Annotated in this window: 32 protein-coding genes; 18 read left to right on the top strand and 14 right to left on the bottom strand. The window is 68.6% G+C overall.

Annotated features, from left to right (window positions below; translation table 11 throughout):
- From ASC67_RS20890 to ASC67_RS20450, 14 genes are all read left to right on the top strand, one after another.
- Positions 1-291, top strand: coding sequence for a hypothetical protein (locus ASC67_RS20890; protein WP_056314845.1), 291 nt, complete (start codon positions 1-3; stop codon positions 289-291).
- Positions 284-733: a hypothetical protein gene (locus tag ASC67_RS02775; RefSeq protein WP_056314844.1), complete on the top strand. Its 450-nt coding sequence runs from the start codon at positions 284-286 to the stop codon at positions 731-733. The genes ASC67_RS20890 and ASC67_RS02775 overlap by 8 nt, the downstream gene beginning before the upstream one ends.
- A gap of 77 nt (positions 734-810) precedes the next feature.
- Positions 811-1,374 (top strand): hypothetical protein, encoded by a 564-nt coding sequence (locus ASC67_RS02770; RefSeq protein WP_156466630.1) that lies wholly within the window; start codon positions 811-813, stop codon positions 1,372-1,374.
- Positions 1,375-1,637: 263 nt separating this feature from the next.
- The gene (locus tag ASC67_RS02765; RefSeq protein ID WP_056314841.1) at positions 1,638-2,474 is read left to right on the top strand and encodes a major capsid protein P2; all 837 of its coding nucleotides are present in this window, start codon (positions 1,638-1,640) and stop codon (positions 2,472-2,474) included.
- Between the two features lie 81 nt (positions 2,475-2,555).
- On the top strand, positions 2,556-2,912 hold the full coding sequence (locus ASC67_RS02760) for a hypothetical protein (protein ID WP_056314838.1): 357 nt from the start codon (positions 2,556-2,558) through the stop codon (positions 2,910-2,912).
- 4 nt (positions 2,913-2,916) lie between these two features.
- A complete protein-coding gene (locus tag ASC67_RS02755; protein ID WP_056314836.1) occupies positions 2,917-3,276 on the top strand; it encodes a hypothetical protein in 360 nt (119 codons plus the stop codon).
- 1 nt (position 3,277) lies between these two features.
- The gene (locus ASC67_RS02750; protein ID WP_056314834.1) at positions 3,278-3,664 is read left to right on the top strand and encodes a hypothetical protein; all 387 of its coding nucleotides are present in this window, start codon (positions 3,278-3,280) and stop codon (positions 3,662-3,664) included.
- Between the two features lie 3 nt (positions 3,665-3,667).
- Positions 3,668-4,156 (top strand): hypothetical protein, encoded by a 489-nt coding sequence (locus tag ASC67_RS02745; RefSeq protein WP_056314832.1) that lies wholly within the window; start codon positions 3,668-3,670, stop codon positions 4,154-4,156.
- A 1-nt stretch (position 4,157) separates the two neighbouring features.
- Positions 4,158-4,904 carry a hypothetical protein gene (locus ASC67_RS02740; protein ID WP_056314830.1) on the top strand — a complete coding sequence of 249 codons (747 nt, stop codon included), beginning with the start codon at positions 4,158-4,160 and terminating at the stop codon, positions 4,902-4,904.
- A 2-nt stretch (positions 4,905-4,906) separates the two neighbouring features.
- Positions 4,907-5,590, top strand: coding sequence for a glycoside hydrolase family 104 protein (locus ASC67_RS02735; RefSeq protein ID WP_235566197.1), 684 nt, complete (start codon positions 4,907-4,909; stop codon positions 5,588-5,590).
- On the top strand, positions 5,587-6,102 hold the full coding sequence (locus ASC67_RS02730; RefSeq protein WP_056314828.1) for a hypothetical protein: 516 nt from the start codon (positions 5,587-5,589) through the stop codon (positions 6,100-6,102). The genes ASC67_RS02735 and ASC67_RS02730 overlap by 4 nt, the downstream gene beginning before the upstream one ends.
- Entirely contained in the window at positions 6,099-6,524 is a 426-nt protein-coding gene (locus ASC67_RS02725) for a 3TM-type holin (protein WP_056314826.1), read from the top strand. The genes ASC67_RS02730 and ASC67_RS02725 overlap by 4 nt, the downstream gene beginning before the upstream one ends.
- On the top strand, positions 6,524-6,682 hold the full coding sequence (locus ASC67_RS20455; RefSeq protein ID WP_156466629.1) for a hypothetical protein: 159 nt from the start codon (positions 6,524-6,526) through the stop codon (positions 6,680-6,682). Before ASC67_RS02725 ends, ASC67_RS20455 begins: the two co-directional genes overlap by 1 nt.
- A gap of 75 nt (positions 6,683-6,757) precedes the next feature.
- Positions 6,758-6,913 (top strand): hypothetical protein, encoded by a 156-nt coding sequence (locus tag ASC67_RS20450; protein ID WP_156466628.1) that lies wholly within the window; start codon positions 6,758-6,760, stop codon positions 6,911-6,913.
- A 71-nt stretch (positions 6,914-6,984) separates the two neighbouring features.
- Here ASC67_RS20450 and ASC67_RS02720 read toward each other — a convergent pair whose 3' ends face one another.
- From ASC67_RS02720 to mltG, 10 genes are all read right to left on the bottom strand, one after another.
- Positions 6,985-7,485, bottom strand: coding sequence for a hypothetical protein (locus ASC67_RS02720; RefSeq protein WP_056314824.1), 501 nt, complete (start codon positions 7,483-7,485; stop codon positions 6,985-6,987).
- 408 nt (positions 7,486-7,893) lie between these two features.
- A complete protein-coding gene (locus tag ASC67_RS02715) occupies positions 7,894-9,039 on the bottom strand; it encodes an acyltransferase (RefSeq protein WP_156466627.1) in 1,146 nt (381 codons plus the stop codon).
- A 107-nt stretch (positions 9,040-9,146) separates the two neighbouring features.
- Positions 9,147-9,575, bottom strand: coding sequence for a hypothetical protein (locus ASC67_RS02710; protein ID WP_156466626.1), 429 nt, complete (start codon positions 9,573-9,575; stop codon positions 9,147-9,149).
- Between the two features lie 259 nt (positions 9,576-9,834).
- Positions 9,835-10,083, bottom strand: coding sequence for a hypothetical protein (locus ASC67_RS02705; RefSeq protein WP_056314819.1), 249 nt, complete (start codon positions 10,081-10,083; stop codon positions 9,835-9,837).
- A gap of 134 nt (positions 10,084-10,217) precedes the next feature.
- The gene (locus tag ASC67_RS02700; RefSeq protein WP_082535785.1) at positions 10,218-10,844 is read right to left on the bottom strand and encodes an ankyrin repeat domain-containing protein; all 627 of its coding nucleotides are present in this window, start codon (positions 10,842-10,844) and stop codon (positions 10,218-10,220) included.
- Positions 10,845-10,852: 8 nt separating this feature from the next.
- Positions 10,853-11,665 carry a TatD family hydrolase gene (locus ASC67_RS02695; protein ID WP_056315140.1) on the bottom strand — a complete coding sequence of 271 codons (813 nt, stop codon included), beginning with the start codon at positions 11,663-11,665 and terminating at the stop codon, positions 10,853-10,855.
- A 90-nt stretch (positions 11,666-11,755) separates the two neighbouring features.
- Positions 11,756-12,142, bottom strand: coding sequence for a PilZ domain-containing protein (locus ASC67_RS02690; protein ID WP_036229307.1), 387 nt, complete (start codon positions 12,140-12,142; stop codon positions 11,756-11,758).
- Positions 12,139-13,215, bottom strand: coding sequence for a DNA polymerase III subunit delta' (holB, locus tag ASC67_RS02685; RefSeq protein ID WP_056314816.1), 1,077 nt, complete (start codon positions 13,213-13,215; stop codon positions 12,139-12,141). Before holB ends, ASC67_RS02690 begins: the two co-directional genes overlap by 4 nt.
- On the bottom strand, positions 13,212-13,856 hold the full coding sequence (gene tmk / locus ASC67_RS02680; RefSeq protein WP_056314813.1) for a dTMP kinase: 645 nt from the start codon (positions 13,854-13,856) through the stop codon (positions 13,212-13,214). Before tmk ends, holB begins: the two co-directional genes overlap by 4 nt.
- Positions 13,853-14,866 (bottom strand): endolytic transglycosylase MltG, encoded by a 1,014-nt coding sequence (gene mltG / locus ASC67_RS02675; protein ID WP_082535784.1) that lies wholly within the window; start codon positions 14,864-14,866, stop codon positions 13,853-13,855. The genes tmk and mltG overlap by 4 nt, the downstream gene beginning before the upstream one ends.
- 44 nt (positions 14,867-14,910) lie before the next feature.
- On the opposite strand from mltG, the gene ASC67_RS02670 reads away from it, so the two are divergent.
- The 3 genes from ASC67_RS02670 to ASC67_RS02660 are packed head-to-tail and all read left to right on the top strand — an operon-like array spanning position 14,911 to position 17,151.
- The gene (locus tag ASC67_RS02670; RefSeq protein ID WP_056314811.1) at positions 14,911-15,882 is read left to right on the top strand and encodes a folate-binding protein YgfZ; all 972 of its coding nucleotides are present in this window, start codon (positions 14,911-14,913) and stop codon (positions 15,880-15,882) included.
- A 7-nt stretch (positions 15,883-15,889) separates the two neighbouring features.
- The gene (locus tag ASC67_RS02665) at positions 15,890-16,207 is read left to right on the top strand and encodes a DUF4936 family protein (RefSeq protein ID WP_056314809.1); all 318 of its coding nucleotides are present in this window, start codon (positions 15,890-15,892) and stop codon (positions 16,205-16,207) included.
- Entirely contained in the window at positions 16,195-17,151 is a 957-nt protein-coding gene (locus ASC67_RS02660; RefSeq protein ID WP_056314807.1) for an NRDE family protein, read from the top strand. Before ASC67_RS02665 ends, ASC67_RS02660 begins: the two co-directional genes overlap by 13 nt.
- Positions 17,152-17,163: 12 nt before the next feature.
- On the opposite strand, the gene ASC67_RS02655 is transcribed toward ASC67_RS02660, so the two are convergent.
- On the bottom strand, positions 17,164-18,111 hold the full coding sequence (locus ASC67_RS02655) for an asparaginase (protein WP_056314805.1): 948 nt from the start codon (positions 18,109-18,111) through the stop codon (positions 17,164-17,166).
- A 95-nt stretch (positions 18,112-18,206) separates the two neighbouring features.
- On the opposite strand from ASC67_RS02655, the gene lexA reads away from it, so the two are divergent.
- The gene (lexA, locus tag ASC67_RS02650) at positions 18,207-18,884 is read left to right on the top strand and encodes a transcriptional repressor LexA (protein ID WP_056314803.1); all 678 of its coding nucleotides are present in this window, start codon (positions 18,207-18,209) and stop codon (positions 18,882-18,884) included.
- Between the two features lie 508 nt (positions 18,885-19,392).
- Here the strand turns inward: lexA and phbB are convergent.
- From phbB to ASC67_RS02635, 3 genes are all read right to left on the bottom strand, one after another.
- A complete protein-coding gene (gene phbB / locus ASC67_RS02645; RefSeq protein ID WP_056314801.1) occupies positions 19,393-20,130 on the bottom strand; it encodes an acetoacetyl-CoA reductase in 738 nt (245 codons plus the stop codon).
- Positions 20,131-20,243: 113 nt separating this feature from the next.
- Positions 20,244-21,425 (bottom strand): acetyl-CoA C-acetyltransferase, encoded by a 1,182-nt coding sequence (locus tag ASC67_RS02640; protein ID WP_056314799.1) that lies wholly within the window; start codon positions 21,423-21,425, stop codon positions 20,244-20,246.
- Between the two features lie 74 nt (positions 21,426-21,499).
- Positions 21,500-23,182, bottom strand: coding sequence for an alpha/beta hydrolase (locus ASC67_RS02635; RefSeq protein WP_056314797.1), 1,683 nt, complete (start codon positions 23,180-23,182; stop codon positions 21,500-21,502).
- Positions 23,183-23,414: the final 232 nt, after the last annotated feature.

Below are 23,414 nucleotides of genomic sequence, written 5' to 3'. Positions count from 1 at the left end.
ATGGCGGCCGAGTCCATCGGCCGCTGCACGTGCCCTCTGTGCCGCTCCGACCGCGCGCGCTTGTCGCTCGCGAAGTCGGGGCTGCCGGTGCTCACGTGCAACGGCTGCAATATCCAGCTCTTCGCCAGGTCCGATCGATCGGACGAGCTCGTCCGCGCGCTGATCGTGCACGAAGCACCGCCACCGCCGGCCGACGATCCGCCGGCACCGCCGGCACCGATCGCCACGGCACCGCAACCGGCGCCAGCGACGCGCGCGCCGATGGGGTGGGGGGTGCTGGGCCATGCATGACGACGACGCGCCCCAGGCGCCCGAATCGCTCGGGCTCGACGCACTCGCCGCCCAGGCTGTCGAGCTGGAGCACGGCGCGCTACCGCCGGGCATGCGGCCACCGGAGCCCGCCCAGGTCATCGCGGACAGCTCGGCCGAGCTGCTGGGCGCGCTGACGATGGCTCGCCTGTTGGTCGCGCCGATGTTCGAGTGGTGGCCGAAGTTCGGCGACACGTGGAGCGACGGCACGCTACAGGGCATCTCGACGGCCGGCGCCCAGGTGATGGAGCGCCACGGCTGGAGCCTGGGCGATCTCATGTCGAGCTGGGGCCCGTACATCGCGCTCGCGCTGGCGACGGCACCGCCCACGATGGTCACGCTGCAGGCGATCAAGGCCGAGAAGGCGCGGCAGGCCATGCCGCGCGCGGAGCCGGCCGAGGCCGAGGAGGGCGTGCGGCCATGAGCGTGCTGAATCGGCCGATGGTATGGGCCTACATCGGCGCCAGCGGCAGCGGGAAGGGCGTTTCGATCAACAAGGCCTTGGCGTCGCTGAAGCCCGCGCGCCTGCTGATCTGGGATCCGCGTGACGAGTACGGCAAACACGCGAAGCGGGTCACGACGCTGCCGGCGCTGGTGGCCGAATTTAGGAAGGCCAGCGCCGGGCCCGTGCGCGTGCGCTACGTGGCGGGCTCGGGCATGCCGCTGGCCGACGCCTTCGCGCTGGTTTGCTCGCTCGCCTTCGAGGTCGGCCATCTGGTGTTCCTGGCCGAAGAGCTAAGCGACGTGACGACGGCCAGCCAGGCGCCGGCCGCGTGGCGCCGCTGCATCACGCAGGGCCGGCACCGCGCGCTGCACATCATCGGCGCGGCCCAGCGGCCGGCGCTGATCGATAAAACCTTCCTGGGCAACTGCACCTTCATCCGGTGCTTCACGCTGCGCTACAGCGACGATCGCAGCGCCATGGCGAAGGCGCTCGACGTGCCGCTGGCCGATGTGTCGGCGCTGCAGACCGTCGAGACCGAGAAGGCCACCACGATCGCGTACCTGGAGCGGGATTTCCGGGCCGGGGTGTTGCAAAAAGGCTCGATTCGCATGTCTCGGTGAGGGCGGCTACGTAGGGGCTACGTACGGGCGTCCGGGGCCCCAACGTACAGCGGCGCGGTGTGCACTGGTGGCTCTCTTCCACCCACCATTTGCACAGGAATCGACCCCATGAAAGCCCAACTGAAGAACGCCGCCATCACGACCGCGATCGTGCTCGCCACCATCTACGCGCTGCGCCAGGTCTCGGCCACCCGCAGCATCGTGGACAAGGCGCTGATCGGCTGATCGACAGGCACTCACCAACGCAGCTCTAGGAACCCGACATGCGCGCTATCCGCCTCCCCCAAATCCAGAACGTGCAGCCGAATCAGCGGGCCTCCCTGGCGCTGCCGTTGGGCCTGACGTACCAGAAGATTTACCTCCAGCTCGGCACGAACATCCTCACTTCGCTGGTCACGAACATCGTGCTCAAGCTGAACAACAAGGAGTTCCAGCGCTGGGCCACGGCCGCCGACATGATCAGCGGCCTGAACAAGTACAAGGGCAATTTCGACGCCACCAGCTTCATCGTCATCGACTTCACTGAGCGGCTTGCTCGCGAAGAGGCGGCCCTCACGCTGGGCACCATCGCGGCCACGCAAGAGGCCGGCGTCCAGCAGTTCACGCTGGAATTCGATCTCGGCGCGTACACCCAGGTGGCGGCCTCCGTCATCACGGGCTGGGCCGACGTGGAAGCGCCGAGCGCGAACCGGATCATTCAGCGCGTGCAGTACGCACAGAAGGTGATCGCCGCCGCGGCGCAGGAACAGATTTACATCCCCTACGGCGCCAACGGCTACCAGCTCAAGCGCGTGATCATCAAGCACGCGAACCTGTCCACCGTGCGCGTTCGTCGCGATGGTTCGGACATCTACGAAGACTTGCCGGTGGCGTTCGCCAATCAGCGCGCCCAGGACTTCGGCCGCGTGCCGCAGGCCGGGTACTTCGTCGTGGACTTCCTGCCCGACAGCCTGCAGGCGAACGCGCTGAACACCGCGAACATCCTCGTGGCCCAGGGTCAGGCGGTGCCGGTGCAGAACCTCGATTTCCGCCTGACGACTTCGGCCGCCGACACGCTGACGATCTACACCGAAGCGTACGCGCTGAACTCGCAGCTCTGACCCCACACCACCCCCGAAGCGAAGCCAGAGGGCAGGGCGGCCGGCACTGACACCGGCCGCCCGATTTGAAAGGAACAGAGCATGAGCGCAGCACTCGACGCCGCCGTTGGCGACCCCTATTACACGTCGTCCATGCCGGGCGACTGGAGCGACACGGCCAAGATGGCGCCGTTTCAACCCACGCAGACCGGCGCCCCCTGGTGGGAGGGCGTGGTGCAGTACGGGCTGGTCAAGGCGATCGACAACAAGCTGGCCCCGCAGAACATCACGGGCAACGGCATGCCGGGCACCTTCGCGGGCGCGAACGGCAAAACCTACTACCAAGCCCCCAACGCCACCGGGCAGACCCTGCTGAGCGGCGCGCTCGGCGGCGGCGTGGGCACGTGGTTGCTGCTGGGCGGCGTCGCTCTCGCGGCCTTCGCGCTGCTGAAGCGCTGACGCCATGGCTGGCGGCATTCAGGCCGGCGCAACGGCCGGCGCTGCCTTCGGACCCTGGGGCGCCGCAGCCGGCGCCGTGCTCGGCGGCGCGATGGACCTTGCCGGCGGCGGCGGTGGCGGCGGCCCCTTCCTGGGCGGTGAGGCCGGATCGGCAGCTCACGGCAACCGGCTCGACGGCTCGGGCTGGTCGGTCAACTTCGGGAGCGGGACGCAGATTGCGACCCCCTCGAAAACCGACTACAGCTCGGAAGGCTTGCCATCCCCGGGCGGCCTCGTCACCGCTGGCGGTGTCTCTCCGGTGTTGATCGCCGCGGCGGCCGGCGTGCTGCTGCTGATCGTGCTGATGAAGCGCAAGCGGGGGTGACATGGCTTCCACGGACAAGAGCAGCGCGACGGTTGTGCGAACGATCGACGGCGCTGCATCGTTGGCGCGGCTTGCGGCCGTCGATCGTCGTTCGGTGGATGGCTCGACCGCGGCGGAGATCGCCGAGGGCTGCGAGCTGCTCGACGTGATCGAGGCGGGCCGCGTCGTCGGCGCCGTCGCGGTGTCGATCGACGGCAACGTGGCGACGCTGAAGGCCGCGGCCACCACCGGCACCGAAACCTACGAAGCGCTCGGCGCGCTGGAGGCTGCGGCCAAGGATGCCGGCGCGGTGCTGCTGGGCATGTTCACGCGGCGCGGCGCGCTGGTGCCGCTGCTCGTGGAGCGCGGCTATCGCATCCGCTCGATCGAGCTGGAAAAGGACTTGTGAGCCATGGGCAGTAAACAGAAGAGCAGCAGCGCCAGCAGCAGCACCAGCACGCAGCAGGACAACCGCGTTGCGGCCGAGGGCTCGACCGTCATCGGTGCCGGCGGCTCGCTGTCGTCGAACAGCTCGACGAACCTGAACGTGCGCGACAGCTCGACGCGCAACACCACCACCAGCACCAGCACCAGCACGACGGTCAACAACGCCGACGCGGCCCGAATCGTCGAGCTGAACGCGCAACTGCAGGGCGCCATGGCCGAGTCGCAGTCGGACGCGGTGAAGTTCATCGCGCAGCTCGGCAGCGACACGATCAAGAGCCTGGGCGAGTCCGTCACCAGCCTGTACGCCCAGGCCGGCAGCAACACGACCAACGCCTACAGCGGCGCCATCGCGGCAAGCGCGCCCAGCGACGGAAAGCTGGCCGACGGCTTCAAGTATTCGGCGATCGCGGCGGCTGCCGTCGCGGCGCTGTTCATCCTCTCGAAGGGAAAGTGACATGGAGTTGTTGACGTTCGCGATCGCGGCCAACGAAATCAAGGTGTTCAAGCGCGCCGGCCGTTACTTCGAGATCATCGACTCGGCCTATGCGCTCACCGTCGATTTCTATGACGAGAACGGCGGCAAGTCCGACGGCATGCTGGGCGCGCTGTCGGGCCTGTTCGTCTCGGGCCCCTTCACCGAGTTCACGGTGAGCAACGGCGCGGCGGCGCAGACCGTCACGCTGATGATTCACGAAGGGAGGGGCGGTTCGCGCCGACAGCCGGGCGTGGTGCGCGTCGTTGACGAGAACGTCGAAAAAACGAACCGGGAGACCCAGTATTTCGGCCTGAGTCGGCGGGTCGGGAGCGCGACGAAGGTTGGGCTCGTTGGTGTGATCGCCGGCTCGAAGTCGATCGTCATAAAGCGCTTCTCTTACACCGCTGCGGCGGCGGGCATATGCACGCTGTTCAGCGGCACGGGAGCGCCGACCGATAGCTACCTGACGCTCGGCGTCCGAAACAAGAAGATCGGCGCGGCCGACGCTCAGGCGCTGCGATTCAGTGCCCTCGCGGCCACCATCAACCCGACCGGCGTCGAAGTCCCGGGCGTGGTGCTGCTGATGACGATATACGCCGCTGCCAACGTGCTGACCGAGTTCCCTTTGACGACGCCGCTGGTCGTGCCTGCTGGGTACTGCTTCGGGATCTCTGGCCCGGCGATCAACACCGAAGCGGGCTTCGGTTTCGACGTGGAAGAGCTGTAGCCATGAGCCGCGTTGCCGTCGCTGCTGTCGCTGCCGTGGCGCTCGTCGGCGGCGCGGTGCTCGCGCGCCGCGCGGCCGACGGCGCGGCCCAGGCCGAAGCGATGGGCGAGGGCGACGGCGCGACCGCGCTCGACTACTTCAACCCGCTGGGCGCGCTGGAGCGCCAGGTGGAGCAGTTCCAAACCGAGGCAGCCATGCAAGACACGAACACCGCCGCATTCCTCGCGATGATCGCGAGCGCCGAAGGCACCGATCGACGTCCAGACCCCTACCGCGTCTGCTACGCCTACGCGCACACCATCGCCGACCTGTCGGACCACCCGGCCGTGACCGGCGAGTGGAAGGGCGAGCGCCTGCCCGATGCGATGTGCGCGGGCGCGGGCTTCGGGCCCGGCTGCGTGAGCAGCGCGGCAGGACGCTACCAGCTCATCAAGTCCACGTGGCTCCTGTGCAAGCGGCAGCTCGGCCTGACCGACTTCGGCCCGGCGAGCCAGGACGCGGCCGCGGTCTACCTGATCCGCAAGCGCGGCGCGCTCGACGATGTGCAAGCGGGCCGCGTGGCCGATGCCGTCGCGAAGTGCCGGCTCGAATGGGCCAGCCTGCCCGGCGCCGGCTACGGCCAGCCCGAGCGCCGGCTGACGGCCCTTGTCGATGCCTACGAGCGGGCCGGCGGGGTGCTCGCATGAGCGGCTTCCCGAAGGTCGAAACCGTCGTGATCGGCGGCGTGCTCGGCGCGGGCCTGCTGATCGCCATGTGGGTGCTAAAGCGGGGTGGCATCCAGAACGCGGCCGAAGTGCTCACCACGGGCGCAATTCGGGCCGCCGATGGCGCTGCGGCCGGTGTGGTCGGTGGCGTCGGTGCCGTGGTCGGCCTGCCGACCCCTTCGCAGGCCGTCACCAGCCCGGCCCAGGCGCGCTACCTGATCGACGTGGGAGGCTTCTTCTTCGCCTCCCGCTGGGCCAGTGCCGGCGCGCTCGCTCAAGGCGCGCTGATGACCGCGTGGAGCGGCACGCCGCCCCCGGTCGGCTCGCCAGCGCATGCGGCGCTGCTGCAGCTCCAGCCGCAGGCCACCACGGGCGATTTCGCGCGCATCGACCGCGCGGACTACTACGAAACGTCGGGGCGCAATGGCAGCAACGGCCAGCCCGACTTGAGCGGCGGCTATGACGCGCTCGGCAACTGGACCGGCATGCCATGAGCCCGCTTGCCATCGGCTTCCTTGGCGACGCGGTGCGCTCCGTGCTCGACCGCGTTTTTCCAGATCCTGTGCAGCGCGCCCAGGCGGAGGTCGAGCTGCTGAAGGCGCAGTCCGAAGGCACGTTCGATCAACGCGCGGCCCAGGCGCTGGCGCTCGCGCAGATCGGCGTGAACAACACCGAAGCGGCATCGCCCGGCATCTTCAAGGGCGGCTGGCGGCCGGCCGCCGGCTGGGTCTGCGTCAGCGGCCTGGGCGTGCAGTTCATCGCCGCGCCGCTGCTGCCGTGGGTCGTCACGGTGCTGACCGGGAAGGTGCTGCCACCGATACCAGCGCTCGACGTGGAAACGTTGCTGGTGCTGCTGGGCGGACTGCTGGGCCTGGGCACGCTGCGCACCGTCGATCGGCGCAACGGGAAAGCCTGATGGACACCGCTCACCTGAATCTCGCGCTCAGCGCCATCAACGTGCTCGTGTTGCCGGCCATGGTCGGCCTGGGCCGCTACATGGTCCGCCTAGAGCTGCGCCTTGCGCGGCTGGAGTGGGCCATTCAACGCAGCGGGCATGCCCCGCTGGAATCCTGACCTTCAACGGAGAACCACCATGGCGAAGCGACTGCCCCCGCGCAAGAAGAACGGCCAATTCCGCCGGCGCAAGAAGTGAACGGCACCGCGAAGTCGATCGCGATCGGCGTCGCGGTCGCGGTCATCGCAGCGCTGATCCTGCGGCGCGTCGAGCGCCAGGCGAAGCCCGTCGAGATCGGCCCGTGGCAGTACGTGGACAGCACCGGCCAGCTCCGCGGGGTGCGCCTGTGATCGGCCGCGACAAGGTACTGCACGCCATAGCGGGCGCGCTCGTGTTCCTGATCGCCTGGGTGCTGCTCGACTCAGGCCCGGCCGCGTTCGGCGTCGTCGTGGCGGTGGGGGCGGGGAAAGAGCTGTACGACCTTGCCCACCGAGACCGGCACACCCCGAGCTGGGCCGATCTCGCGGCCACCGTCGCGCCGGCCGTCGTGCTGTGGTTCGTCGTCGGGCTGGTGCTCGACGTGGACAGCGCTCGGGCTGTTGGCGGCCCCGAACTCGCCCAGGGCCAGCACGCGGCCCAGCTCGCGGCGTAGCGCCGCGATCTCGCGCTGCAGGCAGCCCACCATGCCGGCGTGCATGACGGCGCTGTTGTGCGCCTCGCACGCCACCTCCGATTGACCCCAGCGGGTCATCCAGAACAGCGCCAGCAGCACCGGCCGCGGCGCGTTGCCGTCCACCAGCCAGCGCCGCACCGTGCGGTCGGTCACGCCCAGGGCGCGGGCGAGCAAGGCCGCGCCTGGGTTGCCCAGGTCGGCCAGCAAGTCAGGGAACGCGGGGAGCTGCCGAGGCAGCCGTGTCAGCATGGCGCAGCATCGTCAGGCCGGGGACAGTTCTGTAACGCATGTCGCGTTCGGGACGCCAAAGCGGTGCGGTTTCGCACGGCCGGTGAGCCACTGCCACACACTCAGGGCAAGCCCAAGAGTTGACATAATATACATTGGCGCGGTTTTACCTACGACGAAAAGAGCCCGCAGGCCCTGTGAGCTGAGCCCCTCCTAGGGCTGCAGCCACCGTCAAAAGCACGGCTACAGCGGTTGTTACAGCCTTGCTCAAGGACTTCTGAAAAAAGGTCCGCTGCTGGACCACGATCGGTTGGTTCGGCACAGGTTGGATCACCCACAAGCACTGGCCGGCGATCGTTGCCTTCTTCCGCCACCTCTAGCCAGCACCATCCCGCAGATCTTCTCCTGCGGGAATCACCCTGACCGCAGCTACGATCTGCTCGTCACACGCGAGCGCCGATCGCCAGCATTCACAAGAGCCGCAACAAACGCCCTCTGCGCCGCCGGCTGCTCGACGGCGCGCCCAACCGCGCCACACACCCACAGCGTCACCATCGTCGCCACTGGCCACGTCAGCCACACCCCTGCCCCTTGCAGAGCACCAGGCGCATGGTTGGCCAACACGAAGTACATCGCCTGCAGCACAGGGAAATGCAGGATGTAGAGCGTGTAAGACACCGCTCCCAGCGGCGCCAAACCCGCCAGCCAGTGCAGCTGCTGAACCGCCAGGATCACCAACACGAACCACATTGCGGTCAGCATCTCCAGAGAAATACTCGCCGGCCGCAGACTCTCCACGAACAGATCCTCGCCCACCAGCCAACCGATCCCGGCACTGGCAACAAGCAGCATCAACGCCGACCACACCAGCGACCGCCGCGTCATCACACCTGGCTTAATCAACGCAACCACCGCACCCAATCCGAAATACACGAACAGCGGCACAGCGATCCCCAGCTCCAGCGGATCGGTCAACTCCAGCAGCCAGGCATAGACCAGCGCGCCCAACGCACCCACGACGCGACTGACCCCCTTGCCCCAAGCCGCGACGGCCAGGAGCCCGGCAAACACATAGAACCGGATCTCCCAGAGCAACGACCACAGCGGACCATTGATGCCGCCCTCCAGCTCGCCAAGTACCGAGACGCTTACCAACGCCACGAACTGCGGTAACAGCGACACCGCAAAGCGCTCCCGCTCAGCGCCCACGATGTTCGTCTCCGTGGCCCCGACCAGGCCGAGACCCATCGCCAGCAGCCAGCACAGACCCATCGTCACCAACAGCGGCGGCAAGATCCGGAAGCACCTCGCCGCGAAGTAGTCCAGCGGCTTGAAAACCCCATCGTTCCGCGCACGGTTCGCCATGATGCTCAACGCGATCACATAGCCGCTCAGCACAAAAAAGCACGTCACCGCCAACGTCGACGCCGTCGACACGATGCGACTGAACACCGTGACCTCGAGCCCGTCGAGCGGCCCGATAAAGCTCAGCCACGAATGAGCAAAAAAAACCACCATCGCGAGGACCGCGCGAGTCCCCTCCAAGCTATCGATCTTCGTTCGATTCGAGGACATGCACGTCGCAATCAACTGCGCGCGAGTGCCCAGATACACCGCAACGCGTTCAGGAAAAACATCGCAAGGAGCGGCTGCCGCCCAGGCCCTGCAAACGAGGACGAAGGCTACTTCACCCCTGCCCGCTTCAGGTACTGCGCCAGTGTCGGAATTCGCAGCTTCTGCGACGAAGGCCGCGCAGTGGCCCGAGCGCTCGGCCGAGACCAGGTCGCCGGCTTCCCGACCTTCGACCTGGTCGGTATCGGACGCGGCCAACGCTTGCGCGCCACCTGGTCCCGCAGTTCCTCCTGCAGGCACCGCACCATCCCCGCGTACATGACCGCATCGTTGTGTGCCTCGCACGCGATCGCCGACTGCCCCCAGCGAGACACCCAGGACAGCGCCAGCAGCACGAGCCGCGGCGCCTTCCCCGACGTCTGCCAGCGCCGGATCGAACGCTTGCACACGCCCAGATAGGCCGCAGCAGCGCGCGGCCCGCCCACGTCATCGAGCAGCAACTCGAACGACGGCAACGCTTTGGGGGTCAGATAAATCATGCCGGCAGTGGACCGCAGGCCCACGCACCATGAAAACGCAAAAAGAGGGACACAAGACCGCTCTTTTGTGCGTTCCCCTCACGTGCCAGACAGCCCGGCGACCCTGCTTCCCAGCAGTAGCGTTCACTAACGCGCCCTGTACTGACCTCTATACATTGGCGCGATTGTTCAGGCCGCCCGAAGGACGGACTCTCCCATGAAATTCAGCCCCACTGCATCGTCGAGCCCGCCCTGGCGGCGCTCACGGCTCCTGGGTCGATCAGATCAGATCTGCAGCGCTGGTAGAAGCCGTGATGATCGGCTCCGGTTCCACGTCCGGCGCCGCCTCGACTTCGCGATCGAACGACGCCGAGGCGGTCTCACCGGGCAGCGGCGACTGCTTATCCAGCGGGCGGCAGATGCGCCGCTGCAGGCGGTTCAGGCGGTCGGAATGCTCCATCGCCTGGACCACCGCTTCCGGCTCCATCAGCAAAGCGAACGGGTTCGACGTGATCTGGATCGGAAGCATGCTGTACCTCTTGAAGGTGGCGTGGCGATGATCCCAATGTAGGCAGCCCACAGGGCCTGTCGTAGTCGTCCCGGCGCCAAATGCCGTGTCGGAATTTGGATGACACGCTGTCGGGTCGCGGCCCACCGCGGCCGTCAGCGCGCCGGCAAGGCCGCGAGCCGCAGCGCGAGGCGTTCGCGCCCGGCCCTTTGCGCCAGATCGGCGGCCGTCAGTTCGTTGCGTTCCCGCGCCTGAGGGTCAGCGCCGGCCAGGAGCAAGGCATCGATCACCTCCTCGCTGGCGTGCAGCACGGCCAGCATCAAGGGCGTGCGGCCGTTCGGTGCTCGGGCGTCGACGGCCGCGCCGCGCTTCAGCAGCAGTTGCAGCACCGGCAGCGAATTGCCTGCTGCCGCGTAGTGCAGCGGCGTCCATCCCGGTGGGTCGATGACCGCCCCGCGTTCGATGAGCGCCAGCGCCACCTCAGGCTCGCCCTTGAGGGCGGCGACCATGAGCGGCGTCTCGCCGGACCGGTTACGCACGTTCGGGTCGGTGCCGGGCAGGCGTGCCAGCGTCAGCGCCGCGCGGGGAGATTCGGCGAACAGCGCGCGCGTGATGGCGGGCTGGCCTTTGGGGTCCGGTGAGTTGGGATCGAAACCCAGCGCGACGAGCTTGCGGATCGCGGCGCTGTCGTCGCTGACGACGGCCCGGAAGAAATCATCGTACGAGCCGGCATGTGCCGAAGAAAATGACAAAGCAACAACAAGATAGAGCAGCTTTTTCATGTCATTTCTCAAGTTGACGTGTGCTCCGTCAGATGCACGGTCGGCCCGAACAAGCGCTCGAAGTTCCGGCTTGTCGCGTCGGCCACGGCCTCGATCGAGCAGCCCTTGATCTGCGCCAGCTGCGCGGCCACCAGCGGCACGTAGGAGGGGTTGTTGGTCTTGCCGCGGTGGGGAGCCGGTGCGAGGTAGGGGCTGTCGGTCTCGATCAGGCAGCGGTCGAGCGGGACCTCGCGCGCCACCTCGCGCAGCTTCACGGCATTCTTGAAGGTCAGGATGCCGGAGAAGGAGATCATGAACCCGAGCCCCAGCGCCTGGCGCGCAACCGAGCGGGTCTCCGTGAAGCAGTGGAAGACCCCGGTGACGCCGCCGTCGGCGCCAGCGCCCTCTTCGCGCAGGATCGCCAGCGTGTCGTCGCTGGCGCTGCGGGTGTGGATGATCAGCGGCAGTCGGCTCTCGCGTGCCGCTCGGATGTGCACACGAAAGCGCTCACGCTGCCATGCCATGTCGTCGACGGTGCGGTCACCCAGGCGGTAGTAGTCGAGCCCGGTCTCGCCGATGGCCACCACGCGCGGCCGTGCCGCCAGCGCCAGCAGATCCTCGACGCTCGGCTCCTGCACGCCCTCGTTGTCGGGGTGCACGCCGGCGCTGCACCAGAAGTTGTCGTGGCCCAAGGCGAGCGCGTGCACGGTGTCGAACTCCTCGAGCGTGGTGCAGATGCACAGGGCGCGATCGACCCGCTCACGCGCCATCGCCGCGCGGATGGCGGGCAGGTCGGCCTGCAGTTCGGGGAAGCTCAGGTGGCAATGGGAGTCGACGAACATCGCGGGCAGATTCGCCAGAAGGAAGACATGGGAACGATCGGCGTTGCGCAGGTGGACCGCCCTCTTCAGCTCGGCCGGCGCGGCCACCGGCTAGATGGTCTGCGTCGGCTTGGCCGAGGAGATCGAGGTGCCGAGGATTTCCTCGATCTTCACCTTCAGCAGACGAGTCTTCTCGTCGGTCGGGAAGCGGACACCCACGCCCTGCGTGCGGCCACCGGAGGCATTGGCCGGCGTGACCCAGCCGATCTTGCCGGCCACCGGGTAGCGCTGCGGGTCGTCGGGCAGCGAGAGCAGCAGGTAGATGTCCTCGCCGAGCCGGTATTCGCGCGTGGTGGGCACGAACAGGCCACCTTCGGCGAACAGCGGGATGTAGGCCGCGTAGAGCGCGCCCTTCTCGCGGAACACGAGCTGGATCACGCTCGGGCGCGCGCTGTTGGCAGCAGCGCTGGCAGGGCCCCGGGCGTTCGGTTCGTTCATCGCTTCAGTGTAGCCAATGCCGGGCCGCGAGAGTGTTGCGCATCGCCCTCTTTGCTGGGTCGCAACGCCGCGCGCACACGCACCACCAGGGCCTCCACGCCGAGGCCGGCGTTCCATGGGTGTTCGGCGTGTCGCGCCGCATGGCGCAGGTCTGCGGCGCAGTCGGTCAGGTGCGCCACGTCGCCGCGAGGCGGCAGGCTGTCGGCGGGGAAGTAGCGCGGCACGGCCCCGACCGCGATCGCCAGTGCGTCGTGGCAGAGCTTCTGCAGCGCATCGATCGCAAGGGGCAGCGGCCAGGCCGCCAAGGTGGCTGCCTGGCCCGCCAGCACCTCGCGCGGGAGACGCAGCCAGGCCGGCGCATCGACGCCGAGCGCGAGCCGTTCGTGCGCCTCCAGGGGTTGGCCGCCGGCCGCCGCCAGCAGCACCTCGGGTTGCGCGACTTGCCGCGCGGCCAGCCAGCCGGCCGCGACGTCGGGCGCCGGCAGGGGCACGCGCAGGGTCTGGCAGCGGCTGCGCACCGTCGGCAGCAGGCGTTGCGGCGCGGCGCTGGCCAGCACGAAACGCGCCCTCCCCGGTGGTTCCTCCAGCGTCTTCAGCAGCGTGTTGGCGCTCGCGGCGTTCATGCGCTCGGCCGGATAGATCACCGTCACCTTGGCGCCACCGCGCGACGAGGTCTGCTGGGCAAAGCCCACGGCCGCACGGACCGCCTCGACCTTGATCTCGCGGCTGGGCTTGGCCTTGCTCTTGCCGCCCTCCCCGTCGGCGGCCTCGTCGCTCCCCGACCAGCCCAGTGCTTCCTGGAGCGCCTCGGGGATCAGGACCATCAGGTCGGGATGCGTGCGCGCCGCAATCAACCGGCAGGCCGTACACACCAGACAGGCGCGGCCGCCGGGACGCGCCGCTGCATCATCGCCCTCGCACAACCAGGCGGCCGCCGCCGCGAGCGCGAGCTCGAACTGCCCCACACCCTGCATGCCGTGCAGCAGCAAGGCATGACCCCGCGTGCCGTGCAGGGCCTGCGCGAGCGGGGCTTCGAGCCAGGGCAGCAGCCCGTCGTCCGGCCCGGCGCTCACCAACCCCGCTCCGCCAGCACGGCCGTGATCTGCACCGCCACCTGGTCGCGCGATTGCGAGGCGTCGATGCGCACGAAGCGATCCGGCTGGGCCTCGAAGCGCGCTCGATAGCCTTCGCGCACGCGATGGAAGAAGGCCTCGTCCTGCCGCTCGAAGCGGTCCGGCGTGCGCGCGGCCACCACGCGCTGCGCCGCGACGGCCGGGTCCAGGTCGAACCACAGCGTCAGGTCGGGCTGGCGCAGCCCTGTGGGGCCGCGCTGCACCCAGGCCTCCAGCATGGACAGCACCGTGAGGTCGAAGCCGCGACCGGCGCCCTGGTAGGCGAAGGTGGCATCGGTGAAACGGTCGCACAGCACCACGGCGCCGCGCTCGAGCGCGGGGGCGATGCACTGCTGCAGGTGGTCGCGTCGCGCCGCGAAGATCAGCAGCGCCTCGGTCAGCGCATCCATGCCCTGGTGGAGCACCAGCTCTCGCAGGGTCTCGGCGAGCGGCGTACCACCCGGCTCGCGCGTGCGCACGACCTCGAGGCCGCGCTGCCGCCAGCGCTCGGCGACCGCGTCGAGGTGGCTCGACTTGCCGGCCCCGTCGATGCCTTCGAAGCTGATGAAGCGCCCGGACGGCGGCGCTAAGGGTTCGCTCATGGCGCGGAGCCGCGGCCGCTGCCGCGCTGGTATCGGTTCACCGCCCGATTATGGTCGGCGAGGTTCTCGCTGAACTCGCTGCTGCCATCGCCGCGCGCGACGAAATACAACGCCTTGCTCGCCTCCGGCCGCACGGCCGCGAGCAGCGACGCCTTGCCCGGCATCGAGATGGGCGTCGGTGTCAGGCCTGCGCGCAGATAGGTGTTGTACGGGTTGTCGGTCTGCAGGTCTCGCCGCCGCAGGTTGCCGTCGAAGGCCTCGCCGAGCCCGTAGATCACCGAGGGATCCGTCTGCAGCGGCATGCCGATGCGCAGCCGGTTCACGAACACGCTGGCGACCTTGCCCCGGTCGGCCGCCTGGCCGGTTTCCTTCTCGATGATCGAGGCCAGCGTCAGCGCCTCCTCGGGGCTCTTCAGCGGCGTGTCGGGCGCACGCTCGAGCCACGCCGACTCCAGTCGGCGCTGCATTGCGCGGTGGGCACGCTGCAGCACGGCCAGGTCGCTCGCACCCTTGCTGTAGGCGTAGGTATCGGGGAAGAACCAGCCCTCCGGCGATCGGCCCGGCGAGCCCAGGGCCACCATCAACTCGGCATCGCTCATCGTGGCGGTGGTCGGCTTCAGCGCCTCGGCCTTCGCGAGTTCGGCGCGGAACTGCCGGAAGGTCCAGCCCTCGATCAGCCGCACAGTGGCCTGGGCCTCGTCACCGCGCACCATCTTGTTCAGGAGCGTGAGCGGCGTGGTGCCGGGGCCGATCTCGTAGCTGCCTGCGCGGATCTTGCGCGCCTGGCCAGACCAGCGGAACCACTCGTACAGCAGCAGCGGTGGCGCCCGAACACCCGCGTCCGCCCACCCCTGCGCGATCTCGCGCGGCGACGTGCCCGGCTCCACCGACAGTTCGACGCTGGACGAGGCCAGCGCCAGCGGCTGCGTCAGCCACCAGGCGCCCAGGCCGCCGGCGGCGAGCCCGAGCACCACCAGCAGCAACAGCCCTCGCTTCAGTGCGCGCTTCATCGTCGGGGGAGAACTCTCATGTCTGCGCTGATGATAATCAGGCCATGTCGAACCCCCTCCCCTCCAGCGCCGCCGTGGCCGATGGCGCAGCGCGCCTGCTGCACAGCGGCGTGATCCGCGCCGTCGGTCCCGACGCCGCGAGCTTCCTGCACGGCCAGCTCACCAACGACATGACCGGGCTGGGCTTGAGCGAGGCCCGGCTCGCCGCCTACTGTTCACCGAAGGGCCGCATGCTGGCGAGCTTCGTGGCCTTCAAGCGCAGCCACGACGAGATCTGGCTGGCTTGCCGCAGCGATGTGCTGCCGGCCACGCTCAAGCGCCTGCGCATGTTCGTGCTGCGAGCCAAGGCGCAGCTGAGCGAGGGCGGCGACGACGCCGCGCTGCTGGGACTCACCGGCCCAGGCGCAGCGGCCTGGCTGACGCAGATGCTGCCTGCGGCGGCGACCGGCGCGATCTGGTCGCGTCATGAGGTGGGTGCTGCGCTGGTGGTGCGTCTGCCCGACGGTGCCGGACAAGCCCGCTGGCTGTGGGCCGGCCCCGCGGCGGACGCCGACGCAGTGGTGGATGCCCTGCCCTCGCTCGCCTTGGACCGCTGGGACTGGCTCGAGGTGCACAGCGGCGTCGCGCCCATCGTGGCGAACACCGTCGACGCTTTCGTGCCGCAGATGCTGAACTATGAACTGGTGGGCGGCGTGAACTTCCAGAAGGGCTGCTACCCCGGCCAGGAAATCGTCGCGCGCAGCCAGTACCGCGGCACGATCAAGCGCCGCGCCGCGCTCGTTCATGGCGACGATGCGGCCCTGCCAGGCCAGGAAGTCTTCTGGAGCGGCGACGCTGCTCAGCCCAGCGGCCTGATTGCGCTGGCGGCACCGGCCCCCGGCGGCGGGTGGGATGCGCTGGTCGAGTTGAAGCTGGTGGCGCTCGACGACGGCAGCCTGCACCTCGGCAGCAGTGGCGGCGCCAGGCTGCAGCCGCTGGCGCTGCCCTATGTGGTGCCGCGCGAGAACGCGGCCTGAATCGGCCATGCAGGCGGTCTCACCGGTGGGGCGGCAGGCGCTGTTCATCTACTACCGTGTTCGCGACGTGCACGCCAGCGAACTGATGGCGGCGGCCACGGCGATGCAGACCGCCCTTCAGGCGGCCCATGCAGGACTGGCCGTGCGCCTGCTGCGCCGGCCTGACGCGCAGGAGGGCCTGCACACCTGGATGGAGACCTACGACCTGCCGCCACAGGCCGCTCCGGCCGCACTGGCGGCCGATGTCGAACGAGCCGCTCAGGGGCTCGCACAGTGGCTGGTCGGCCCGCGCCACGTCGAGCATTTCGTCGCATGTGCCTCGTAGCACTGGCGCTCGACCAGGACCGGCGCTTCCCGCTGGTGCTCGCGTCCAACCGCGACGAGTTCTTCGATCGACCGACGGCGCGCCTCGCCTGGTGGACGCCCCAGGGCGGCGGCCCTGACATCCTGGGAGGACGCGACCTGCAGGCCGGCGGCACCTGGCTGGGCCTGACCGCCGCCGGTCGCATGGCGCTGGTGACGAATGTCAGGGCGCCGGGCAAGCAGGACGCCCAGGCCCCCTCGCGCGGCGGCCTGGTGCCGCACTGGTTGCATGGCGAGCAGCCGCTCGACCGCTTCTGGACCCAGGTGGCCGTGTCGGGCTACAACGGATTCAACCTCGTCGCAGCCGATTTCGCACGTGGCGAGTGCTTCTGGGCCAGCAGTTCGACGGCGCTGCCCCGCCGCATCGAGCGCGGGCTCTACGGGCTGTCGAATGCGGCGCTCGACACTCCGTGGCCCAAGGTCGAGCACCTGAAGGTGCGCGTGAAAGGCGCCCTCGCCGAAACGGCGGCGGACGAGCCGGTCGACGGGCTCGCCGGGCGACTGTTCGAAGCGCTGGCGGATCGCAGCGTCGCGGCCGACGCCGAGCTGCCATCGACCGGCATTCCTCGCGAACTGGAGACGCAACTCTCCGCCGCCTTCATCCGCACGCCGGACGGCCGCTACGGCACGCGCTGCTCCACGCTGGTGATCACCGAGCGCGTGAAGCGCCAGCTCGTCACGCACGTGTTCGAGCGCAGCTACGCCGTCGGCGCGGGCGTCGCCTTGTTGCGGCGCTCGCGCTTGCTGGACTGGCCACCGCGCTACAGCGGTGTGGGACAGGTACCGCACGCGGCGGCCGAATCGGTGTCGGAAAGCGCCGTGGAGGAGCCCAGCGCGCTGTCGCGGAAGGACAGCGCGCCGCCGCGGCGCATTCGCGCGCGCGGGGTCATCAAGCCGGCGCGCTGAGCCGTACAGGCATCAGGCGCCGCGCGCCATCAGCGTCAGCATCAGTTCGATGCGGGCCTGGGCAGGTGTCCGGGCATCGCTGATCGGCAAGGCGTCGTGGCCGGTCGGCAGCACGGCGCCGTCGGCCACGCGCGTGCAGCGCTGCACCGGGATCCCCGCCGCCTGAGCGGTCCGCAGCGCCGCTTCCAGCGCATGGTGCAGGCTGCCGTTGCCGGTGCCTGCCACGACGAGACCATCGACTCGCTGCGCACGCAAAGCCTCGACCACCGCGCCCGATGCGCCGGCGTGGCTGATGACGATCTCCACCCATGGCTCGGGTCGCTCGAGGACCTCGATGCCGAGCGGCAGGCCCGCCGGCCAATCGCGCAGGCGCCGCACGCCACCCCCTTCGATCAGGGCGATGGCTCCATCATCGCCAGCGCCGAATGCGTCGAGCCGATGCGTGTGGCGCTTGCGTACGTCGAAGGCTCCGAACACCGAGCCGGCGAACACGACGCAGACGCCTGCCGCGCCCGGCTCGCGCGCCAGAGCGACCGCATCGAGCAGGTTCTGCGGGCCGTCGGCCTGTACGGCGGTGGCCGGCCGCATGGCGCCGGTCAGTACCACCGGCTTGGACGGTGCCAGCACGCGCTGCAGCAGGTAGGCGGTTTCCTCCAGCGTGTCCGTGCCGTGGGTGACCACGACACCACTCACCTCGGGACGCGCAAGATGATGCGCGACGCGGCGGGTCAGCGACCGCCACACCTCCATGCCCATGTCCTTGCTGTCGATCTGGGCCACCTGCTCCGCTTCGATCGGCTGGCCGGCCAAGGCCGGCACGGCGGCCAGCAGCTGCGCGATGCCCAGTTGCGCTGCGGAGTAGCCGAGGCTGTCGGTCGCTGTGGCCGCGGTGCCGGCGATGGTGCCGCCGGTGGCCAGGATCACGATGCGCGCCACGGTTTGGGGTTCAGGGCTTTGCATTTTCTGGAAAGCTGGATAAAAATACAGTCACTGGATAAAAATTCAGTGCGCCGGTCTGGTGACAGCCCGGCTCCCGACACCGCAGGAGCACCCGCATGGACGACGCCCCCAAGCTCACCGCCAGGCAGCAGCAGATCCTCGATCTGGTGCAGACCTCGATCGAGCGCACCGGATCACCGCCCACGCGCGCCGAGATCGCCGCCGAACTCGGTTTCCGCTCCGCCAACGCGGCCGAGGAGCACCTGCAGGCCCTGGCGCGCAAGGGCGTCATCGAACTGGTGGGTGGCACCTCGCGGGGCATCCGTCTCCAGTCTGACACATTGCGTTCGCTGAACCAGTTGCGCAACAAGCAGTTCTCGCTGCCGCTGCCCAGCCTGTCGCAACTGATGCTGCCGCTGGTCGGGCGCGTGGCCGCGGGCAGTCCCATCCTGGCGCAGGAGCACATCGACCAGACCTATGCGGTCGAGGCCAGCATGTTCCCGCGCCGGCCCGACTACCTGCTCAAGGTGCGGGGCATGAGCATGCGCGATGCCGGCATCCTCGACGGCGACCTGCTCGCGGTGCAGAAGGCCCGGGAAGCGAAGAACGGGCAGATCGTCGTGGCTCGGCTGGGTGATGAAGTGACGGTCAAGCGCTTCCGGCGCGTGCGCGGCACGATCGAACTGCTGCCCGAGAACCCGGATTTCGAGCCCATCGTCGTCACGCCGGAGAGCGGTGAGTTCGAGATCGAGGGCCTGGCCGTCGGGCTCATCCGCAACACCCTGCTCATGTGAGGCCGACCGGCCCCTGAATTCCTGGTCCCCGCGGGTGGTGGGCATGCGCGCCGCACGGCGTGTTATCCCGCGGACCGGACCGATCGCCATCAATCCTGCTGAACTTCCGATTGGAGATTCACCATGGTCACGGTCTTGTGGAACCCCTTGCGCCGCTGGTGGCAGACCGCCTTCCAGGCGCCTGCGCCCGCCGCAGTCCCTGCACTCGTATTCAGGCAGCCAGCCTTCCGAACCCGGCCCGTCGGCGCCGCCGTGCCGCGATCGCGGCCGGTCACGCCCTTCAGGGCCGCGCTACCGCGCGCCGTGGGCATCGATGGCGCACGGCGTGCCGCGAGACGGTTCTGGATGACGCTGGACCCCGAGGACCAGCGGCGTGCCGCGATCGGCGGATCGTTCGCCGAGGTGTGTGCGGCGCTCGAGAGCCTGGCGGCACTCGAAGAGCGGCGGATCTGAGTTTCCAGAGATCCGGCCGATCACGAGCCGGGTGGTCCACCCGGCTCGCTTCTCATCAGCCCATGTGCAGGCCGCCGTTCACAGAGAAGTCGGCACCGGTGGCGAAGCCGGACTCGTCGGAGGCTACCCAGGACACCATCGAGGCGATGTCCTCGGGCGTACCGAGCCGCTTGACCGGGATGGTGGCCACGATCTTGTCGAGCACATCCTGGCGGATCGCGCGGACCATCTCGGTGCCGATGTAGCCCGGGCTCACGGTGTTGACCGTCACGCCCTTGCTGGCCACTTCCTGCGCCAGCGCCATCGTGAAGCCGTGCATGCCGGCCTTGGCCGCCGAGTAGTTGGTCTGGCCGAACTGGCCCTTCTCGCCGTTGACCGAGCTGATGTTGATGATGCGGCCCCAGCCGGCATCGGTCATCTCGTCGATCACCTGCTTGGTCACGTTGAACAGGCTGTCGAGGTTGGTGCTGATCACCGCGGTCCAGTCGTCGCGGGTCATCTTGCGGAACATGCCATCTCGCGTGATGCCGGCATTGTTCACCAGCACGCTGACCGCACCGTGCTGGGCCTTGACTTCCTTGAAAGCCTCGACAGTCGACTCCCATTCGGCCACATTGCCCACCGATGCGTGGAAGCTGTAGCCGAGCACGGCCTGCTCGTCGAGCCACTTCTTGAAATTGCGGCTCGGGCCGCAGCCGGCCACGACGGTGAAGCCGTCCTTGTGCAGACGCTGGCAGATCGCGGTACCGATGCCGCCCATGCCTCCCGTGACGTATGCGACCTTCTTGCTCATTGTTCTGCTCCTCTGTGGTTTGTCATGGCCGCTCTAGCGTCGCGTGCCGGTACCGGTGGGTCAAGGGTATTCGCCCGATCCGGGCTCACCCTTAATGGATGCGCCGTTGCTCCTCAGCGCTCCACCGTCAATGCAACACCCATGCCTCCGCCGATGCACAGCGACGCAATGCCGCGCTTGCTGCCGCGGCGCTGCATCTCGTGCAGCAGCGTCACCAGCACGCGGCAGCCCGATGCGCCGATCGGGTGACCGATGGCGATGGCGCCGCCATTGACGTTGACCTTGCTGGTGTCCCAGCCCATCTCGTTGTTGACCGCGCAGGCCTGGGCGGCGAAGGCTTCGTTGATCTCCAGCAGGTCCAGGTCGGCCGGCTTCCAGCCCGCCCGCTCCAGCGCGCGCTTGCTGGCAGGCACCGGGCCCATGCCCATCAGCGACGGGTCGAGGCCGGCGCTCGCGTAGGACGCGATGCGCGCCAACGGCTTCAGGCCCAGCTGATCGGCCTTCTTCGCGCTCATGACCAGCACCGCGGCCGCACCGTCGTTCAGACCGGAGGCGTTGCCGGCGGTCACGCCACCCGCCTTGTCGAAGGCCGGACGCAGGCCGGCCAGCACTTCGGCGTTGGTCTTGCGGTTGATGAACTCGTCGGCCGCGAAGACGATCGGGTCGCCCTTCTTCTGGGCGATGCTGAAGGGCACGATTTCGTCCTTGAACTTGCCGGCATCCTGGGCTGCGGCGGCCTTCTGCTGCGAGGCCAGCGCCAGCGCGTCCTGCTGCTCGCGCGTGATGCCGTACTTCTTGGCCACGTTCTCGGCGGTGATGCCCATGTGGTACTGGTTGTAGACGTCCCACAGGCCGTCGACGATCATCGTGTCGACGAGCTTCCAGTCGCCCATGCGCTGGCCGTCGCGCGAGCCCGGCAGCACATGCGGCGCGAGGCTCATGCTCTCCTGGCCGCCGGCGATCACGATCTCGGCATCGCCGTCGCGGATCGACTGAGCCGCCAGCATCACGGCCTTCAGACCGGACCCGCAGACCTTGTTGATGGTCATGGCCGGCACGCCGTGCGGCAGTCCGGCCTTGATGACCGACTGGCGCGCCGGGTTCTGGCCGCTGCCCGCGGTGAGCACCTGACCGAGGATCACTTCGCTGATCTGCTCGCCGGACAGGCCGCTGCGCGCCAGCAGGGCCTGGATCACGGCAGCGCCGAGTTCCGGCGCCGGGGTCTTGGCGAGCGTGCCGCCGAACTTGCCCACGGCGGTGCGGGCGGCGCTGACGATCACGATGTCGGTGGTCATGGCATTTCTCCTTGCTGAAGTGACCGGGGATGAGCGATTCCGCGGCGGGGTGAAGAGTGAAAGTGTGGAACGGGTCAGGCCTTGACCTTGACGTAGCGTCCGGGGGCCGGTTCGATGGGCTTGTGCGTGCGGTCGCCGGGCGTCTTCGGTGCAGGCACCAGCTTGCCGCCCAGCGGCTTGAGCCAGTCGGTCCAGGCGGGCCACCAACTGCCGGGATGCTCGGTGGCGCTCTCGAACCAGGCCTCGGCGGTCTTCGGCAGCCGGCTGTTGGTCCAGTGGCTGCGCTTGTTCTTCGTCGGCGGGTTGATGACGCCGGCGATGTGACCCGAGGCGCCCAGCACGAACTGCTTCTTGCCCGGCAGCGCCTCGACGGTCGAGTAGGCGCTCTGCCACGGCACGATGTGGTCCTCGCGAGAGGCGTAGATGAAGGTCGGCAGCTTGACCTTGCGCAGGTCGAGCGGTTCGCCGCACACCGTCACCTTGCCCGGCTTGATGAGGTTGTTCTCGAGGTAGGTGTGGCGCAGGTACCAGCAGTACATCGGCCCCGGTAGGTTGGTGCTGTCGGAGTTCCAGTACAGCAGGTCGAAGGGTGGTGGCGTCTCGCCCTTCAGGTAGTTGCCGACCACGTAGTTCCACACTAGGTCGTTCGGGCGCAGGAAACTGAAGGTGGCCGCGAGTTCCTTGCCCTTGAGCAGGCCGCCCTGCCCGAGCGCCATCTCGCGCATCGCCACCATCTGCTCGTCGACGAACAGGTCGAGCACACCGGTGTCGGTGAAATCGAGGAAGCTGGTCAACATCGTCAGGCTCGCCGACGGCTCCTCGCCGCGCGCGGCCAGCACGGCCAGCGCGGTCGCCAGCAGCGTGCCGCCGATGCAGAAGCCCAGGGTGTTGATCTGTTCCTGTTTCGAGATCGCCTGCACCTCGCGGATCGCGCGGATCACCGCGTGTTCGATGTAGTCGTCCCAGGTCTTGTCGCCGATGCTCTCGTCGGCATTCACCCAGCTCAGCATGAACACGCGATGTCCCTGGCTCACGGCATAGCGCACCAGCGAGTTGTCGGGCTGCAAGTCCATGATGTAGAACTTGTTGATGCACGGCGGCACGATCAGCAGCGGCCGCTCGTGCACCTTGGCCGTCAGCGGCGTGTACTCGATCAGCTGGAAGAGCTCGTTCTCGAAGACGACCGCGCCTGCGGTCGTCGCCACGTTGCGGCCGACCTCGAACAGGCTCTCGTCGGTCTGGGAGAGGTGGCCCTGGCGCACGTCGTGCCACAGGTGCTGCAACCCCTGGGTGATGCTCTCGCCCTGCGTCTCGATCGCCTTGCGCTGCGCCTCGGGGTTCAGCGCGAGGTAGTTGGCCGGCGACGATGCGTCGATCCACTGCTGGACCGCGAAGCGGATGCGTTGACGGGTCTTCTCGTCGGCCTGCACCTGGTCCGCCAGCTGCAGCAGCGTTCGGGCGTTCAGCATGTACATGCCCGCCGTGAAGGCCGCCGCCGGGTTGGACATCCAGTCCTTGGCCGCGAACCGCCGGTCCGCTGTCGGCGGGGCTCCGTCGGTGCCCTGCGTCGCCTGGTTCCACAGCGCGGCCGCCTCGCTCAGGTAGGTCGATTGCAGCGCGGGCAGCGCGTCGGCGGGAAGCTGCACGCCGGTCATGCCCTTGAGGGCGTCGGTCCAGCCCTGGGCCAACTGCTGCGCGGATTGGGCGAAGTCCATCCCCGGGGCAACGCCGCCCCAACCGGTTGCGCCTGTGTTCATGTGTCTCCTCGCTGTCGGCCACTCGCCTTCGATGGTCGGCTGCCCACGGGGTTTCGCTGAACCCCTTGCCGTTGCGTGCAACCCTGATTCATTATGCGACTCACCCTTGCGCAGAACTGAATCCAATGTACTTGGTTGCAATCGCCTGGCTCTACGTGGCACTGCTGATGGCTGCTACCGAAGCCACCCACAGCCAGGGCAGCGTGCTCGGTGCCGTCTTCACCTTCCTGCT

The sequence above is a fragment of the Methylibium sp. Root1272 genome, assembly GCF_001425905.1.
Taxonomy (GTDB): domain Bacteria; phylum Pseudomonadota; class Gammaproteobacteria; order Burkholderiales; family Burkholderiaceae_C; genus Methylibium.
The sequence above is the reverse complement of the archived record's forward strand: the minus strand, read 5'-3'. Positions and strand labels throughout refer to the sequence as shown.